The sequence below is a fragment of the Streptomyces sp. A1277 genome (genome assembly GCF_004795015.1).
GTDB lineage: Bacteria > Actinomycetota > Actinomycetes > Streptomycetales > Streptomycetaceae > Streptomyces.
Genome location: NZ_SSBI01000005.1, coordinates 1 through 16,513, shown reverse-complemented (window position 1 = coordinate 16,513; position 16,513 = coordinate 1). Strand labels below are relative to the sequence as shown.

The following is a 16,513-nucleotide window of genomic DNA, read 5'->3' as shown; positions in this document are numbered from 1 at the left end:
CAGCGGGGTTAGGGAGCGGTAGGGCTCGTCCTGGTGCGGTCGGAGGTCGCGGGCGCCGGCCAGGGGCCAGGCATCGAGGGCGCGTTCGGCCATGGCGGTGATGGTCAGCGACGGGTTATGTCCCAGGTTTCCGGGGATCGCGGAGGCGTCAGTGACGTGCAGGGTCGGGTAGCCGTGCACGCGGTGGTAGGGGTCGGCGACGCTGTGGGCGGGATCGGTGCCGAGGGGGCAGCCGCCCATCAGGTGGGCGGTGACCGGCACCCGGAGCAGTGTCGTCCACAGGCGGCGGGCACGGCCTCGGATGGCCGCCGCGTACGTGCGCGTGACGGTTTCTGCGCTGGGGCTGCGGACGGGTTCCGGGCGGATGGTGCCGGGGCGGAAGACGAGCCGTCTGCCGAAGAGCCGGGGCCGGTAGTGGCTGGTGAGGGCGGAGTTCCGCAGTTCCATGGTGAACAGCAGTGCGGTGCGCCGGCCGAAGGCGCGGAACGGCAGGGGGAAGGGCCGAAGCGCTGCGGCGAGGGGGTGGGTGCCAGGGCCGACGCGGCACAGCTGGAGGAGGGTGGTGGGGGTGGGGCGGATGGCGGAGGTGATGGCGGGGCCGGGGCCGGTGTCGAAACCGGGTGCGGAGGCGGCGGTGATCACTTCGCGGTTGGTACAGGTCCGGGTGCCCAGGGCGGGCGAGAGTAGGGGCAGGTGGGGCCGGGAGCGGTGGAGCAGTTCGGTGGTGCCCCACGCGCCGGCGGCCAGTACCACTTCGCCGGCTGTCAGGACCTCGCGTCTGCGGCGCGGGATTCCGTGGTCGAGCACGGTACGCAGGGTCTGGACCTGCCAGGTTCCATCCGGCTGCGGGTGCAGGGCGACGGCGGTGGTCAGCGGACGGATTTTGACGCCCGCGCGTTCGGCCAGGTGGAGATAGTTCTTGGTCAGGGTGTTCTTCGCACCGGTGGGGCAGCCGCTGGTGCACTGCCCGCACTGGGTGCAGCCCTTCCTGGCGGGCCCCTGTCCGGCGAAGTACGGGTCACCGGTCGACTGACCGGGCGGTCCGAAGCGGATGCCGACCCGGGTGTGGTGGAAGGTCGCTCCCACCCCGAGCTCGACGGCGGTCTTTTGCAACAGCAGGTCCCCCGCCGACATCCCGGGGGCGGTCGTTGTTCCGAGCATGCGCTCGGCCTCGTCGTAGTGTGGGACGAGTTCGGTGGCCCAGTCGACCGCCGGGTCCCAGCCTTCTGCGCCGAATGCCTCGGGGGCGGGGCGGTAGTGGACCGCGGCGTAGGCCAGTGATCCTCCGCCAACCCCTACCCCGGTCAGGGCCAGGAGCCGGCGCCGCAGGTGGACCCGCATGATGCCGTGCAATCCCAGCCGGGGAGCCCACAGCAGGCGCCCGAGTTGCCAGGGTGAGGTGGCGAAGTCCTCGTCGGCGAAGCGGCGTCCGGCTTCGATGACGGTGACGGTGTACCCCTTCTCGGCCAGGCGCAGCGCGGCGACGCTTCCGCCGAATCCGGAGCCGATCACCAGGACGTTGTACGCGGCAGGCTCCGTCCCTGGGGGCTTGGGCATGGTGAGCCTTATCCGGTAGGGGAATCGCGGCGGTTGCACTGATCTGCCGGCCGTTGGTCGGAAGGGACGCCGCGGGGACCGCTGACGGACCTGGATCCGGCGGCAAGGACAGCCAGTCCGGGGCTGCCCACGCTGTGCACGGGCGCGACCACCACGGAGCCGGTGGTGCGGTGTGAGCGGCTGCGTACGGCGAAGGCCGTCATGCCGGCTGCGACCATGCCGAGAGCCCACAGCACGCCCATGGCGAGCTCCTGCCAGGGGACGATGTTCAGCCCTCCGGCGGTGACGACGGTCTGCATGGCACCGTAGGCCGGGAAGTAGCGCAGCAGAGGGCTGTCGGCGGCCGGGTTGGCGATCGGGTTCTGCAGGGACAGGTCAACGAAACTGACCATGATTACGAGGAACATGCCGGCCAGTTCACTGCGCAGCACGGCGGCGAGCATGACACCGATCCCGCCGTAGATCAGTGCCCCCATGAACAATCCGACGGCCAGCAGGAACAGCTGCTGTGGAACCCAGAACATGCGCATCCACACCGCTCCGTAGGCGGCGACGACGGCGGCGGCCAGCACGAGGGCGGTGAACTTCGCCAGCGCCAGGCACAGTCTCGGATAGCCGGCCATCACCAGGCGCCGGTCGAAGGCGGCCGAGCGGGCGGTGGCGAGGAACATCATGAAGCCGACGATCAGAGCGAGGGAGTGCAGCGCCCCGGACATCTGGGTGATGACGTTGCCGTCCATCGTGATCGACCGGTCGGCGGGCCGGACGAAGAAGCGCACCGGATCGTCGGCCATCACCTTGTACCCCAAGGTGATCCACAAGGGGACGAAGAACAGCACGAGCAGCAGCGCGAGCCGGTTGCGCAGCTGCTCGATCACGGCGAACCGCACGGCATCCGTCAGGCAGGACATCCAGCGCCTCATGACCGCACCCCGCTCGTGCTGGCGGGGTTTGTCGCGGCGTGTGCGGGGCTTACGCCGGTGCGCTCGCTCTCCACCAGGACGCCGTTGTGCAGGCGGTACATGCGGTCCAGGCGGGAGGCGTCGTAGGCGAGGTGGGAGACGACCAGCACGGAGCAGCCGCGGTCCCGCAGATCCTGTGCGAGGTCCCAGAAGCGCAGGTAGGTCTCCCAGTCGAAGCCCTGGTACGGCTCGTCCAGGAGCAGCACCTGCGGGCCGTGCATCAGGGCGAGGGTGAGGTTGAGTTTTTGGCGGGTGCCGCCGCTGAGCGTGGCGATGCGGTCGTTGAGGTAGTCGGTGCAGTGCAGGATCTCCAGCACTTCGTGCGCCCGGTCCAGGGTGTCCAGGGCGTAGGCGGTCTGCAAGAACCGCAGGTGCTGTACGACGGTGAACGCCTCGTGCAGGACGGTTTCCTGGGGGCAGTACCCCATGACGCCCTGGGACTGCACCGAACCGTGGTCCAGGGGGAGGTCACCGATCAGGATGCGCAGCAGGGTGCTCTTGCCCGCGCCGTTCTCACCGACGATGCCCGTCAGCTGTCCCGGGGGCAGGTCGAAGTTCACTCCTTCGAGTACCTTCCGGCGGCGGTAGCTCTTGTGCACGTCCCGTACGCGCAGGACCGGATCGCTCCCGCTCATCGCTGTCCTTGCAGGCCCGCGGAGGCGCAATGCCGCAGTACAGCGGGCGGCAACGGTAACGGGGCAGAACAAGGAAGGGTCATCACGCAGAGCACACTAGGTGTGACCTTCCGTGATAGTCCATTTGGCGTCAACGACGAGGACCCATGACCACCCCAGCCACCGCCCGCCCTGTCCCGACCGCTCCGGGCGCCCTGCCGCTGATCGGCCACGGACACCACATGCTGATCAGGCCGCTGGCCTTCACCGCCTCACTCCACCAACACGGCCCCGTGGTCCGCCTGCTGGGCCCCGGCCCCGATGTCTACATGGTCACCTCGCCCGAACTGCTCCACCGCATCCTGGTGACCGAAACACGTGACTACTCCCAAGGCCGGCTGTCGGAAGGGATCGGCTCGCAGTTCGGCTCCAGCGTGGGGATGGACATGCAGTTCGAGGGGCTGACGCTCTTTGAATCCCACCGCCGTCACCGCCGCACCGTCCAGTCCGGATTCCGCCGGCCCCGCATCGCAGCTCAGACTCACACCGTCCGCGAAGCCACCCGGACGCAGATCGCTCGGTGGCAGCCCGGACAGACCGTGCGCGTAGACCAGGAGCTTAAACGGTTGGCCTGCACGGTCAACGCCCGCACCCTCTGTGGTGAGGGGCCCACCGCCCATGCGGTGGCCGACGCCCTGGCCGACCTTCTCCCGCAGGTCACCCGCGGCCTGTACTGGCGTCTAGCCCTGCCCCGCATGGCGTACCTCTCCCACGTCCCGGGCACCGGAGCCTTCAATAAGGCCCGAACCCGCCTGCAACAGGCAATCACCGCCTCGATCCAGCACCGCCGCACCACCGGCGACCAGGACACCCCGGACGTCCTCTCCCAGCTCCTGGCAACCCGCTACGCCGACACGGACGAGCCCCTGGAGGACGCCCAGATCGTCCGCGAGGTCATCTTCTACCTCTTCGCCGCGGTCCACGCCCTCAGCGACGCCCTGCCCCACACCTTCCATGAACTGGCCCTCAACCCGCATATCGAGCAGCGCCTCCACGACGAACTCGACACCGTCCTCGCCGGGCGTCCCGTCCAGCCCGAGGACCTGCCCCGCCTCGACTACACACGGCGGCTCCTGCAGGAAGTACTGCGCCTGTACCCGCCGGTGTGGATTCTCGCGCGCCGCACCCTCGTCCCCGTCCAGCTGGGCGACGCCCACCTGCCCGCCGGCGCGGAAATCGCCTTCAGCCCCTACGAACTGCACCGCAACCCCCAGGTCTACCCCGACCCGGAGGTCTGTGACCCAGACCGCTGGCTGCCCGAACGCGCCAAGACCCTCGCCCCCTCCTCCTACCTGGCCCTGGGGACAGGGCCGCGCAAATGCATCGGCGACAACCTCGCCATGACCCACATGCTGACCGCCCTGGCCACCCTCAGCACCCAATGGCACCTGCGCCCGCGGCCCGGCCACCGAATCCGCCGGCCGACGCCCCGCATCTTCCTCTCCCCCGGCCCCCTGCCGATGACCCCGGAACACCGGCTCACTTCTTAGGCGCCGCAGGCGCCCGGGCTTGACGAGCGGCCTACTCGTCTCGTGATTGTCGTATCTCGTTACGTGTCCAGTGGCCCGATGAGTCGTTTGCAGGAGTGGTGCCATGTCACTGCCTGAGAGGGCACCTACCACCGCCTCTCTGTCACCTCTCTGCTTCCCCTCCGCTCCAACTCCAGGAGAATGCCGTGATTTCCGCCTCGGGGCCACAAACACCATCCCAACAGACGACCCCTGGCCATGACCTTGCTGCCCCAAGGGAACACCTGTCCACGCCCGGCCAGCCCAGCCCGGCACCGGGCCAGCCCGCGCCTACGCATGTGGCATGCATCATGGACGGCAACGGCCGCTGGGCACAGCAGCGCGGCCTGGAGCGGACCGAGGGGCACTCCGCCGGTGAGGCCGCGATCACCGCCACCGTCCAGGCCGCCCACGACATGGGCATCAAGTGGCTCACCCTGTTCGCGTTCTCCACCGAGAACTGGCGCCGGCCTCAGCCGGAAGTCGACTACCTGATGCGGTTCAACCAGCGCGTGATCCGCAACAACGCCCCACGCTGGCGCAGCATGGGTATGCGGATGCGCTATCTGGGCGCACTGGATGCCCCAGTCCCCGATTTCCTCCGCGAGGACATCATGCAGGTCGAGGAACTCACGGCCGCCAACACCGGCATGACGCTGACCACGGCCTTCAACCACGGCGGCCGTCGGGACCTGGTCAACGCCGTCCGCTCCCTGATCGGCACCGGCATCACAGCAGAGGACGTGAACGAGAAAACCCTCGCCCAGCACATGCAGCTACCCGACCTGCCCGACGTCGACCTGCTCATCCGCACCTCGGGCGAACACCGGCTCTCCAACTTCCTGCTGTGGCAGATGGCTTACGCCGAAATGTACTTTTCGCCTGTCCTGTGGCCCGACTTCCGCGCCGAACACCTGGCCCGGGCCGTCGCGTCCTATCACAACCGCCAGCGCCGCTACGGAACTGCCTCCACCGAGGCCCTCCCCGAACAGCGCGCCACCACACCCCTCACCCTGCACTGACCGGCCACCAGCAGACGCGCGCTCTATTCAGTCCCGCATGGCCCACCCGCACCGGAGCGACTGACAGACCAGGCAGGCGCCGGGCATCTCGCCACGCCCGCCCACGGGACGTGCTTCCCAGCCGGTTCTCAACAGACCCGTGCACTGCACATCCGGATCGCGAAATCCCCTACTTCCCGACGAAGACCGGCCCGGAGCCCTCTTTGACTACCTCCACCACCTCTGTCGGCTCGCGCTCCGCAGAACTGGCCAGTGACCTGTTCGGCCCGTTGAACTGGACTCTCTTCGTCATCCTGCTCATGGGCTGGCACGCCGATGGTCTGGTCGGCATCGGCTGGTCCCTGTTCGCGATCCTCTTCACCATCGTTCTGCCCTTGATGCTCATCGCCTTCGGAGTGCGCCGCGGGTTCTGGACAGACGCCCACTTCCACCACCGCCAGGACCGGCTCACCGCCCTGCCCGCCCTCATGGCCTGCGTTCTGACCGGCACCGCCCTGATGCACGCATTGCAGGCACCTAGCGAGCTCACGGCACTCATCGGCGCGATGACCGCCGGGGTTGTGGTCATCCTGACCGTCACCACCGTATGGAAGATCTCCGTTCACACGGCTGTGGCCACGGGAGCCGCCACCACCCTCGCTCTGGCTTACGGGCTCCCGGCCCTCGCCCTCCTCCCGCTCATCGCGGTGACGGGCTGGTCCCGAGTGAAACTCCAAGCCCACACTCCGGCCCAGGTCGTCGTCGGATTCCTCCTGTCGACGCTCGTCAGCGGATCCGTCTTCACCGCCCTGCGCTGAAGGCGTGAGAACGGGCACGACGCTCCCCGGTAGACGTCACCAGCTCACCGGACACCAGCGCTGACGGCGGCACCCGAACCACTGTGCCGATCACGGGGCGACCGGTGGCCCGTTTCCCGCACCGGCCCGAGATCGTTCCACAACCGGGCCGCTACGCCCAAACCCGCACACACGCCTCGTAACCAAGGAGTACATTCGTGGCCTACCGCCGCATCCTCAAGCGCACCGCGCTCGCCACCGCAGTAGCCTCAGCCGCCATCCTGGCCACCTCCTCCCCGGCCGTGACCGCATCGGCCCAGCCGACGACGGCAGCTCCCCAGCACTTGGCCGGAGCCTCTCAGATGCTTGCCGCAGCCCCCTGGTGCAGGCCGCCGCCCCGCTGCCCCCGGCGTGCACGGAGGCCATCTTCAAAACCAGCGAGAAGTTCCCCACCACCCACTACACCATCCCCGACGAGCCCTGGAACGCCCTGCTGAACGCCCTGAGCCACCTGACCGAGGCCGAGCAGGCGGAGCTCACCGAAACCGCGTGCAGCGCCTGGAACAACTGGGCTGTCGCCAACGGCCCCGTCGTGGCCAAGGACCTCGACGCCCGGTTCCAGAACGCTCCCGCCCCGGCGTGCAACAAGTTCACCGTCGCCACCATGGGATCGGTCAAGAAGTACTCTCCCAACATCCCTGCCGCGAGCCGGAAGCTGGAGACGGTCGCCAAGAAGGTCTGGCGGGAAGCCATGACGAATCTGTCCACCGCCGCCCCCGACGCCGCCTGCCGTACCGCTTACAACACCGTCAAGGCGGCCTGGTAACACACAACCGGACAGCGGCGCGTCTCCCCGGCGCGTTCACTGAAAACCGACCCCGGCGCCGACTACCTCGACCGCCGGGCCGGCCCCCTTATGGCGGGCTCGTTCTCGCAGAGGATCGGCCGGGGAGCTCTACGTGTGTCTGGTCCAGTCGGTCGAAGAGCCTCTGTGCTTCTTCGAGGAGCGCTCGGCCGCGCGGCGTCGCGACGACGGGCCGTGTGCGGTGATTGAAGATCTCAAATCCGGCGGCGGTCTCCAGCATCTTCAGCCGCGCGTTGAGTGAGGTGCGGGGGATGCCCAGGGTGAGGGCGGCCGCGCGGCGCGTACGGTGCCCGGGAATGAGGAGGGCGGTGCGCAGCCATTCGGTCCCGCCCTTGCGGGTACTGATGTACTCCATCGGCTTGGACAGGGGGATGCCGAGTTCGGCGAAGGGGCTCGGTTGCCAGGCCGGAGGTGCGTTGTGGCCGGCCGGATGGCGGGGAATGCGCCACGCGTCGAGAAGCTGGGAGACGTTGGTGTCGGGGGCGGCCAGTTCGCGGGCGATGTCGGCCACCGTTCTGCCTTTGTCGTGGTACTCGGTGCGTAGCCATGCCGGGGCGACGGATCGTTTCAGTTCGCCCGGTGCGCGGTGGGGTCGCAGCGGGATGTTCGCCTGCTTCAGCGCGGTCTTGACGATCGAGGTTGTGCATCCGGCGAGTTCGGCGATCTGCTGCTGCTGCAGGCCCTGCCGCTGGTAGAGGTCGCGCAGTTTGTCGGGTACCAGGTAGCCCTGGCGTGGCGGGCGGGGGTAGTTGCCCTTGTTGTGCGGGCGGGTCTGCGCGCTCAGGCGGTGGTTTTCCATCATCAGGCGCAGTTGGTGCACCGTGAGGCCGAGCGTCCGGGCGACGTCGCGGGCGGTGGAGTCGGGGGTCAGCAGGTTCCGGACGTGCTCCGTGGGCGTTCCGATGGGCGGTTGGGGCAAGGCGATGTTGTCGAGCCAGTGTCCTGGCGGCTCCCACGTCACCGGTTCGTCGGTGACGTGGTGGGCGGCGAGGTTGCGGTGGGCCTGCTGGTCGAGGAAGGCGAGGATCTTCGGGTGCGTCCGGTAGGCGAAGCGGTGTGTCCAGGCGGGTGCGTGGTTGCCGAGCTGAGGGTCGGCCCCGAGTGGTAGCCGCCGCAGCTGCCAGCGCAGCCGGTAGAGGTGGACTTGTTGGAACTGCCGGGTGCCCAGGCCCTTGCAGAGGCGCCAGTGCGCGTTTTCGTCGAGGAGCAGCGGAGTCGTCTCGTCGGCGAACAGGGCTCGGCGGCGTGCGTAGTCGATCGGTACCTCGTGCGCGTCGAGGACGCGCGCGTAGTGGGTCAGCGTGCTGCAGATGTGGTCGGCGTTGACGAAGGCCAGCAGGGCCTCCAGGTTGCTGCGGAAGTGCGGATTGCCCATGATCCGGGCGGCCTGGCGGTGTCCGGCCGGGCCGCCGGGAATGAGCATGAGGCTTGCGCAGGCGCGTCGCAGGCCCGCGATCCTCGGCTGGTGTGGGCTCTTGGGCGGCAGCAGCCGCAGCGTCCAGGACGGCCAGAGCATGCCGGGCGTCTTGGACGCCCGCACGGTGATGTCGGTCTCGCTCAGGTAGGGCTCGGCGGGCTCGGCGGTCGCTGTGCCGTAGCGCAGCCGGGCCTTGAGCGTGAGCTGGCCGTCGGACGCGGCGAGGATGCGATTGATCACGCGGGGGCCTGCGGACCTCCAGTTGGGCAGATACCGGGTCGGATGCTCGCGCAGTTCACCGGTCTCCTGTTCGGGCGAGAGGCACATCCACGCGAACACCTCCTCTCTGAGCGAATGGTCGGGGTCGGTGGCGATGGTGGCCAGGGTGGTACCGATGGCGACGTTTCGCGTGTCATGAACCTCCCACGACGCCTCGTCCCCGCTGAGGGCCCGGCCGCATGCGTCGATGATGTCCAGGGCGATGGCGGGGACGTCCTCGGGGCGGGTGCGGATGCCGCGCAGAGCCCTGCGGCCCAGATGTGACAGCTCACCGGCCCGCTCCAGCGCCGCAGGGCTGTGGTGATCGGCGATGACCGTCGCGTCCACATGGACCTGGGCGAGCAGGACCGCCCCGCCGGAACTGAGGCCGACCGCGGGAGCCTGCGTCAGCGGGAACCCGCAGCGTGCCCCGCGCCCGCTCCGGTCGGTCAGGGCGCGGCAGGCTTCCGGGTGGGGCAGCATGCGGTGGTTTCCGCCGCTGGCCACCGGCGGGTGCTTGCCGCAGGCCGGGCAGTGCTCCAGGAGCAGCAGGTTGTGCCGCGTGCAGGCGAAGGCCCAGCCGAGGCGCCAGTGCAGCTGCCACCGCCCCCGGTCGTCTGCCAGGCAGGCGGGGCAGTAACGCGAGGTGGTGCCGTAGAACCGCCAGCGGGCCGGCGCCGTCAGGCGCCGAGTCTGCGGGGCAATCCGTACGAGGGAGCCGTCGAACCGCTCCAGGGTCATCGAGCTCAGCTGCTCGGCCGTGATGCCGGTGCGGCGCTGGAGAAGTTCGCGTTCGTCGTCGTTGAGGCGGCGCACCATTCTGCGTACGGAGGCGTGCCGCAGCCCCAGGTAGTCGGCGAAGTCCACGGTGTGTGTTCTCAGGCGGTGCGCGTAGCGCTCAAGCCAGCTGTCCAGGGCTTCCCCGGGGGACGGCGCGACGAACAGAGGGATGCGTTCGTCGGTCCATGGAGTCACGCCGACCGCCTCCGGCCGGCTTGGCGGGTGGGACGGGTGGTCAGCAGACCGGCTGTGATCGCGGCCTGGAGTTCCCGGCGGGCTTCCTCGGCCGCGGCGTCGTTCTTCACCTGGTTCATCAGCTCCGTATCCAGCCGCTCGTGGCCGCTGCGGATCGCGCGCAGGCAGCCACGGTTGATGAGCGCCATGAGAGAGGCGAAGTGGCCGGTGGAGCGAGCGAAGAGGTAGTCCGAGAGGTCCTCGGCGAGCATGCCGGGGTACTTCTCGGCCAGGACGAGCTTCTGCTCGACCGTCTTGAGCAGCTGGTGCCACTGAAGGCGGCCCTCGTCGTCATCGACCTGGAAGGGCAGCAACGTCAGCGCGGTGGTACGGCGCCCGAACTGCGCGAGCGGGCTCTCCCTCGGCGAGAAGCCCTCATGGAGAATGCCGCGTTCCTGGACGCCGACCCCCACGTAGATGAGGGTCACGGGGAAGACGTTGGAGAGGTACTTGAGCTGGTTGGCCATGCGGATCGAGTTGGACTTGTTACCGGCCAGGAAGTGGATGTCATCGATGATCATGGCGACCGTCTTCAGCGACAGGACCGCGTCCACGGCCCGCTCGGCCAGGGTGTCCGCATCCCCCTTGACGGGCAGTCCGTAGAACCGGCAGATCGCCGCGTTCAGGCCACGGATCTGGGTGTTGCCGCTCAGCGCGATGTAGATGACCGGCACCCGGCGTGCGCCGGCCGCGGTGGTGTCCCCACGCAGGTTGACCTGCCGTTTGAACAGGTCACAGCCGTACGCGCGCACCGCCGTGCTCTTGCCGAGGCCCGGGTGAGCGTCCACCAGGGCGGCCGGTTTGGTCTTGCTGCCGTCCTGCCGGTTCGACTCGACGATCTCCCGCAGGTCTGCGTGCAGAGCCAGGAGCTGCGGGGTGTCGATGGGGCCGAGGTTGGCGTGCCAGACCTCCCGGCCATCGTTGTCCACCAGCAGACCCCGCGGCGACAGTCCGGCGAGCTGGGCCCGGGTGAGCTGCCGGGGTTGGATCCGGTCCGAGCCGTTGACCTCCTGCAGCCAGCCCGGGAGGCGGGTGGGCGAGTACTGGCGGTCGTCGCCCTCGAACGGCGCGGGGCGGTCGGCCGTACTCAACGGCTTTCCCAGACGTCGGCGTAGTACTCATCCTCATCGACCAGGCCCGCGGTCTCCTCGTCTGCCGGGGCTGCCTCGCACTCCTCGTCCTCGTCGTCGTCCCCGCCCAGGTCCTCATCTGCAGGCACGACCCCCACCTGCACATCGGGTGCCTGCCTTCGGCCTGTTCCCGCATTTGGCGAGCTGAGCTCTGTCAGACGGCGCACGGAAGGGAGCTCGGCGATCTCGTCGACCCCGGAACCGTCTTCGCCCATCAGGCGCAGACGGTCCTGCGACAAGCGCACCGCCATGCGCCGCTCGGCCCGATCCACGGTCAGCCCGGCACCCCAGCGTTCCAGCAACTCGATCAGGGCGCGTTTGGTGTCCGGGAAACGATGCGTCTTGGCCGCGATCCGGCGCGCGTACTTCAACGCCTCCAGGCTGGCCGGCCCGTTCAGGGCCGGGGCGTGCTCCCAGTCCAGGGTGTGCCACAGGTGAGACCGCTCCGGATCCTGGAAGTAGATCTTCCTGATGTCGGCGCGATCCACGGCGACGGGTCATTTTCCGGCGTGCTCGCCGCGGTGCGGGCTGATCCGGTTGCGATAGTCGTCGAGCCCGTCACCGTTGTAGCGGAGCCCGTTGATCTCCACTCCGTAGTGGTGGATGGGGCGCCACTCCTCCTCCAGGAACTCGAACGCGAGGCCCGGCCTGGACGGGATACGCAAGGGTCCCGCCCGGTTCACGCCGTGCTCGAACATCTCCAGCGGGCTCAGCTTCAGACCCGGGACCTCCGGGACCGTCAGACCTCGGTGGTGCCGCCTGTGATAGATCAAGGTGATCCACTCACGAATGATCATCTCAAGCTCGTCCAGGAAGAAGTACGCCTCGTCCTCCACCTTCTCGCCCCGGCTGTGCACGTCCGGCCCTTTGTAGCCGGGAAGCGCCGCCAGAAGCCCCTGGTTCAACGTTTTGAACCACCGCTCCACCGGCTTGTCGGTCGGCGTATGGGGGCGAGCCGGCTGCAGCGAGATGTCGAGCTTCGCGCTGACGCTCGCGATGTGGTTCGAGACGTAGATCCGGCCGTGGTCATAGATGATCGTCTCCGCCGCGACCGCGGGCAGCAGCGGCTGCCCGTGCGCGTCCACCAGCTTCTCCGCGTTGAACACCACCGTGGAAGGAACCCCGCAGTACGGAAGCGGCTCGCCCGTTCCAGCAGACGGCACCTCCCGCGGTCGGATCGTCTCGAACAGGACACCGGCCACGTCGGTCGACTTCGTCGATACCGGCGTCAGACGCAACCCGGTGATCACCTTGCTGTAGAGGTCCATGGCGACGGTGAGTTCGCACTGCACCCACCGGCAGGTCACCGGCTCCATTGCGAAGACATCCAGGCTGTTGGTGTCCAGCACGACGTACTCACCCGGTCGCGTTGCCCGCAGCTTGCCGAAGACCCCCTGAGGACGGTTCGCGATGGACCGCTTCCCCTTCGTGCTGCCCTGGAACGCGTTCGTCCCCCGACCGAGTTCCTTCAGCAGCGCATAGCCCGTGGTCTGCTTCGGAATGCTCACCTCATCACGGCCGTACTTCTTGGCCAGCCGTTCTTCGATCTCCATCAGCACCAGGCCACGAACCGGGCGGCTGGACTTCTCCAGGCTCCCGATGACCGTGCGTGCCATCTCCAACCAGCGCGGATCGGCCCGGTCCAGCACGCCTTTGGGCTGGCGCTTGCTCACCAGCCCGGCCGGCCCGTCCCGCTCGACCTTGGACACCCATCGGCGGACCGTTGCCGGGTCGACGCCGAGCTCGGTGGCCTTTGCCCGGTACCGATGCATCAAAGGCATCCCTGGCGCATAGTCCGGCCGTGGCTCACCCTCCAAAGCCAACTCGGAAGAACCGAGTTGAAAGCCGAAGCGAACTTCCTGCACATGCCGGAACCGAACGGTGAGCGCGTCGTCCTCCGCACTACTGAGACCGCCCAGCAACGCTGCGGCCGCCGGCTCCGCAGGTGAGGTCTCCACCAGGAACTCGGTAGAGGGGTGTGCCAGCAGCACCGGCAAGTCGACCTGTCGCCACGTGGGGCGGCCCTCTGCCGACATGTGCTGAAGGAGGATGCGGCGGCCCTCGATCTCCGCGATCGTGAACTGCTCGCCGTCATAGATGAGTGGCAGACCAGTCCGCAGAGTCGTTGTCCAGGCGTTCACAGTGACCTCCGCAGGACCCAGTCGCCACTCAGCGGGCGGGACAAATCAGTGGTCAGCCGCCCAGACCACACCAGCGCCAAGAGCGCTGGTCGCGCCTCGTGGTCCGGGCGTCCAGCTGCCAGCCGTCGCTCGGCCACACCCAGTCGATCACCGTCCTGCACGCTTTCCCAAGCACGCTCGATCTCGGCTTCCGGCACCATGCCCGGGCGACGGTAGGCCGCGAGGAACCGGACGTTCTCCAGGACTACCCGGTCTGCCCCGGACCAGATCTCGTACTCCCAACCGTGCCGTTCGACCAGGTCACCCGGCCAAGCCAGCGCCTCCGCAATCTTGTGGTCCGTGAGTCGGTCTGCAGGCTTGACGTTCACCACCCGCACCGCTCCCGACTCCATGATCAGCAGGAAGTCCGGCACGTGCCGCCATACCCGATCGCCTACCCGAGCGGTCAGGTGACACGGCTGGGCATAGATCCCCCGCACGGCAGGATCCATGTCGGCCAGGAGAAGCCGTGCCAGCTCCAAGCGGCTCTCATACACCACGAAGCCGGCCATAGTTGCCGACGCGTACCGCCCTGAGTAGTGCGCCTGGCCATGGACGGAGTGAAACTTCCGCCATGGAACCGACCATGTGAAATCCGCCAACCGCAGATCCTTGAACGGGACCTGGCGCACCGACGCGTCGTCGTAACGCACCGACGCCATCGGCTGCTTGTACTTCCCGCGGACCCGGGCTGGAATCGGAATGACCATAGGTCGGAAGCTAGTTACCGTGCGGAGTCAGTGCGCACAGATCCCTGGAATTGCGCATCGGGTGCGCATATCACGGCTACAGTGCGCACCGGATCGCGGAACCTACACGTCCGTCAGAGGACCGGTACCGGGTAGGTCGGGTACTCGACCCCGGAGACGTACTGCACGACCCGGATGACCTGGCAGGAGTAGCCGAACTCGTTGTCGTACCAGAGGTAGAGGATCGCGTTGTCGCCGTCGACCTGGGTGGGGCCCGCGTCGACGATGGAGGCGTGGCGCGAGCCGATGAAGTCGCTCGACACCGCGTCGGGGGCGGTCGTGAAGTCGATCTGCCGCTTGAGCGGGGAGGTCAGCGACACGTCGCGGAGGTAGTCGAGGACCTCGGCGCGGTTGGTCTCGCGCCCGAGCTTCAGGCTGAGGATCGCGATGGAGACGTCCGGCACGGGGACGCGGATCGAGCTGCCCGTGATCGTCGCGTCCAGGTCGGGCAGCGCCTTGGCGACGGCGGAGGCGGCGCCCGTCTCGGTGATGACCATGTTGAGCGGCGCGGAGCGGCCCCGGCGGTCCGAGCCGTGGTAATTGTCCAGCAGGTTCTGGTCGTTGGTGAACGAGTGGATGGTCTCCACATGGCCGCGCAGCACGCCGTACTCGTCCGCCATCGCCTTCAGCGGCGGCACGATCGCGTTGGTCGTGCAGGAGGCGCAGGAGATGATCTGCTCGTCCGGCTTGATCATGTCGTGGTTGACGCCGTGGACGACGTTGAGGACGTCGCCCTTGCCCGGCGCGGTCAGGACGACCTTGGCGATGCCCGGCCGCAGGTGCTTCGAAAGCCCTTCGCGGTCGCGCCACTTGCCGGTGTTGTCGATGAGGATGGCGTCGTTGACCCGGTAGGCCGTGTAGTCCACCGACGTCGGGTCGTCGGAGTAGATGACCTGGATCTCGTTGCCGTTGGCGATGATCTGGTTGTTGGCCTCGTCCACGGTGATCGTGCCCTGGAACTGGCCGTGGATGGAGTCGCGGCGCAGCAGCGAGGCGCGCTTGACGATGTCCTGGCCCGCACCCTTGCGGACGACGATGGCGCGCAGCCTCAGGCCGTTGCCGGAGCCGGCCTTCTCGATGAGCAGCCGGGCGAGGAGGCGGCCGATGCGGCCGAAGCCGTAGAGGACGACGTCGCGCGGTTCGCGGCGCTCGATCTTGTCGGCTCCCGTGGCGCCCGCGACGGCCTCGGCGGTGAACTCCGCCGGGCTCAGGCCGCGGTCGTCGGCCTTGTACGTCGCGGCGAGCATGCCGATGTCGATCTGGGAGGGGCCGAGGTCCAGTGTGGTCAGGGCCTGGAGGAAGGGCAGGGTCTCGGTGACCGAGAGCTCCGCACCGTCGATCTGCCGGGCGAAACGGTGGGTCTTGAGGATGCTCACCACCGACTTGTTCACCAGCGAGCGGCTGTGCAGGAGGACGGTGACGTCCCGCTCGCGGTGCAGCTTCCCGATGATCGGAATCATCGACTCCGCGATTTCCTCGCGGTTCTTCCAGTTGGTGAACGCGTCGTCATTGACAGTCACAGGTTTATCTTTCGAGCTAGAGGGTGCTCATATGCTAACCATCCCTTCATTTGATCCCTCACTCGGCCTCGGCTCCCCCTGCCACCCCGCGCAGGGCCACGGCGGCGGAGTCCGCCTGCTGACGGAGCCGCGCGGCTGCTCACCATGGAACGCACGGTCCTCGGCGACGGCGGACGCCCGGTGGAATGCGGCTCCCACCTCTACAGGCGTCCCGGTACTTCTTCGAGATGACGCTGACTGCGTCCCGACCGGAGCGCGGGACACCGGACCCGCGCAGGGCGGCAGACACCTCCGAGTGCCGCAGAACGCGGAACAGCGGAACTCTGCACACTTGTCTACATCGATGTACACCCGGCTCTACGGGTTTCGCCGTCAGCAGCTCCGCCCGGCCGCCCCCACGCCTCCGTGCCCCGCCCCTCCCCCACGACGACCGGCCGCCTCGCCCGCTGGGCGGTGCGTGCCGTCGCTCCGGTCCTGGCCGCGACACCGGGCCTGTCGTTCGCGCCGGCCTCGGCCGCACCCGCGTCGTCCGCGTCCCCCGCCACGTCCGCCGCCCTCCTCGCGGCCAACGGCACCCCCCTCGGCAGTGGGACCGGCCTCTACCCCCGGGCCATCCGGCTGGAACACAACACCTGGACGTGGAGAACGGCTCCGCCACCCCCGGCGCGAACGTACGGCAGTGGTACTGCAACGCCCAGCCGGCCCAGGACTGGCGGCTGGAGAACGCGGGGCGAGGTTACTACCGCCTGGTGGTGAAGTCCTCCGGGCAGTGGCTGGACGTCTCCCAGGGCTCCCGTACGGCGGGCGCCCATGTTCAGCAGTGGACCTGCAACGGCCAGCAGCCGCAGCTCTGGCGGCTGGAACGGGTCTGACACCCGGCG

The 16,513-nt window shown here is 68.4% G+C and carries 13 protein-coding genes and 1 pseudogene; 5 read left to right on the top strand and 9 right to left on the bottom strand.

The window, feature by feature from the left end; translation table 11 throughout:
- Positions 1 to 90: 90 nt before the first annotated feature.
- The 3 genes and pseudogenes from E6R18_RS04875 to E6R18_RS04865 form a co-directional block, all read right to left on the bottom strand.
- Positions 91 to 1,557: pseudogene (locus tag E6R18_RS04875) on the bottom strand (GMC family oxidoreductase); the annotation flags it as partial.
- An 8-nt stretch (positions 1,558 to 1,565) separates the two neighbouring features.
- The gene (locus E6R18_RS04870) at positions 1,566 to 2,480 is read right to left on the bottom strand and encodes an ABC transporter permease (RefSeq protein WP_206308217.1); all 915 of its coding nucleotides are present in this window, start codon (positions 2,478 to 2,480) and stop codon (positions 1,566 to 1,568) included.
- Entirely contained in the window at positions 2,477 to 3,154 is a 678-nt protein-coding gene (locus E6R18_RS04865) for an ABC transporter ATP-binding protein (RefSeq protein WP_136315588.1), read from the bottom strand. Before E6R18_RS04865 ends, E6R18_RS04870 begins: the two co-directional genes overlap by 4 nt.
- 146 nt (positions 3,155 to 3,300) lie before the next feature.
- Between E6R18_RS04865 and E6R18_RS04860 the strand changes: the two genes are divergently transcribed.
- The 4 genes from E6R18_RS04860 (at position 3,301) to E6R18_RS04845 (ending at position 7,325) form a co-directional block, all read left to right on the top strand.
- The gene (locus tag E6R18_RS04860; RefSeq protein WP_136315587.1) at positions 3,301 to 4,683 is read left to right on the top strand and encodes a cytochrome P450; all 1,383 of its coding nucleotides are present in this window, start codon (positions 3,301 to 3,303) and stop codon (positions 4,681 to 4,683) included.
- Positions 4,684 to 5,000: 317 nt separating this feature from the next.
- On the top strand, positions 5,001 to 5,723 hold the full coding sequence (uppS, locus tag E6R18_RS04855) for a polyprenyl diphosphate synthase (RefSeq protein WP_136315586.1): 723 nt from the start codon (positions 5,001 to 5,003) through the stop codon (positions 5,721 to 5,723).
- A gap of 203 nt (positions 5,724 to 5,926) precedes the next feature.
- Positions 5,927 to 6,520: a hypothetical protein gene (locus tag E6R18_RS04850; protein ID WP_136315585.1), complete on the top strand. Its 594-nt coding sequence runs from the start codon at positions 5,927 to 5,929 to the stop codon at positions 6,518 to 6,520.
- Between the two features lie 361 nt (positions 6,521 to 6,881).
- Complete coding sequence (locus E6R18_RS04845) at positions 6,882 to 7,325, top strand: hypothetical protein (protein ID WP_136315584.1); 444 nt, start codon at positions 6,882 to 6,884, stop codon at positions 7,323 to 7,325.
- 88 nt (positions 7,326 to 7,413) lie between these two features.
- Here the strand turns inward: E6R18_RS04845 and E6R18_RS04840 are convergent, their stop codons facing one another.
- The 6 genes from E6R18_RS04840 to E6R18_RS04820 all read right to left on the bottom strand — a co-directional run bounded on the left by E6R18_RS04840 (position 7,414) and on the right by E6R18_RS04820 (position 15,632).
- Positions 7,414 to 10,014 carry a TniQ family protein gene (locus E6R18_RS04840; RefSeq protein ID WP_136315583.1) on the bottom strand — a complete coding sequence of 867 codons (2,601 nt, stop codon included), beginning with the start codon at positions 10,012 to 10,014 and terminating at the stop codon, positions 7,414 to 7,416.
- Entirely contained in the window at positions 10,011 to 11,144 is a 1,134-nt protein-coding gene (locus E6R18_RS04835; RefSeq protein WP_136315582.1) for an AAA family ATPase, read from the bottom strand. Before E6R18_RS04835 ends, E6R18_RS04840 begins: the two co-directional genes overlap by 4 nt.
- A complete protein-coding gene (locus E6R18_RS34665) occupies positions 11,141 to 11,671 on the bottom strand; it encodes a hypothetical protein (RefSeq protein WP_240799595.1) in 531 nt (176 codons plus the stop codon). Before E6R18_RS34665 ends, E6R18_RS04835 begins: the two co-directional genes overlap by 4 nt.
- A gap of 9 nt (positions 11,672 to 11,680) precedes the next feature.
- Positions 11,681 to 13,324 (bottom strand): integrase, encoded by a 1,644-nt coding sequence (locus E6R18_RS04830; protein WP_240799594.1) that lies wholly within the window; start codon positions 13,322 to 13,324, stop codon positions 11,681 to 11,683.
- Positions 13,321 to 14,073 carry a TnsA-like heteromeric transposase endonuclease subunit gene (locus E6R18_RS04825; protein WP_240799593.1) on the bottom strand — a complete coding sequence of 251 codons (753 nt, stop codon included), beginning with the start codon at positions 14,071 to 14,073 and terminating at the stop codon, positions 13,321 to 13,323. The genes E6R18_RS04830 and E6R18_RS04825 overlap by 4 nt, the downstream gene beginning before the upstream one ends.
- Before the next feature lie 113 nt (positions 14,074 to 14,186).
- A complete protein-coding gene (locus tag E6R18_RS04820) occupies positions 14,187 to 15,632 on the bottom strand; it encodes a glyceraldehyde-3-phosphate dehydrogenase (protein ID WP_136315581.1) in 1,446 nt (481 codons plus the stop codon).
- A gap of 638 nt (positions 15,633 to 16,270) precedes the next feature.
- On the opposite strand from E6R18_RS04820, the gene E6R18_RS04810 reads away from it, so the two are divergent.
- Entirely contained in the window at positions 16,271 to 16,504 is a 234-nt protein-coding gene (locus tag E6R18_RS04810) for an RICIN domain-containing protein (RefSeq protein WP_346764963.1), read from the top strand.
- Positions 16,505 to 16,513: the final 9 nt, after the last annotated feature.